Origin of the sequence: Allobaculum fili (assembly GCF_020969955.1) — a bacterium.
Lineage (GTDB): Bacteria > Bacillota_I > Bacilli_A > Erysipelotrichales > Erysipelotrichaceae > Allobaculum > Allobaculum fili.
In genome coordinates this window covers 1-256 of sequence record NZ_JAHDSX010000159.1, presented here as the reverse complement: position 1 = coordinate 256, position 256 = coordinate 1, and the positions used below count along the sequence as shown (strand labels likewise).

At 48.8% G+C, this 256-nt stretch carries 1 pseudogene; it reads left to right on the top strand.

Annotated features, from left to right (window positions below):
- Positions 1-6 precede the first annotated feature (6 nt).
- Positions 7-256 (top strand): annotated as a pseudogene (locus Afil_RS11665) (IS21 family transposase); the annotation flags it as partial.

The window sequence follows — 256 nt, the reverse complement described above, 5'->3', positions numbered from 1 at the left end:
GAGTGTATCGATCCGCCTTCATACGACAGTTCATCCAGACAACCTCGGAAATACAGTCCAGAGGTCGACGCGCTTCTGGATCAAATTCTTGAAGACGAAGAAGAAAAGACACGCCTGCTCGGGTCTGACCATAAGCAGCAGCTGACCTGCTTACAGATCTGGGATCTGATCAGGGCTGCTGGATTCGACATTGGATTGTCGACCATCACAAAAAGGGTCAAAGAGAAAAGGAACAGGCACAGAGAATGCTTCATCA